The sequence below is a fragment of the Paenibacillus etheri genome, assembly GCF_001012825.1.
In the GTDB taxonomy this organism is placed as follows: domain Bacteria; phylum Bacillota; class Bacilli; order Paenibacillales; family Paenibacillaceae; genus Paenibacillus_AQ; species Paenibacillus_AQ etheri.
The window spans coordinates 1-219 of sequence record NZ_LCZJ02000074.1; the positions used below are offsets into that span (position 1 = coordinate 1).

General features: G+C 47.5%; 1 rRNA gene. It reads left to right on the forward strand.

Annotated elements, in window-relative coordinates:
* Window positions 1–25 precede the first annotated feature (25 nt).
* Window positions 26–219, forward strand: a 16S ribosomal RNA gene (locus UQ64_RS28345); the annotation flags it as partial.

A 219-nucleotide genomic window follows, 5' to 3' on the forward strand; every position in this document is an offset into this window, starting at 1 on the left:
ATGAGCATATCGCTCTTTTCAATACTAATTGGAGAGTTTGATCCTGGCTCAGGACGAACGCTGGCGGCGTGCCTAATACATGCAAGTCGAGCGGAGTTACTTTGAAAGCTTGCTTTCAAAGTAACTTAGCGGCGGACGGGTGAGTAACACGTAGGCAACCTGCCCCTTAGACTGGGATAACTACCGGAAACGGTAGCTAATACCGGATAATTTCTTTCT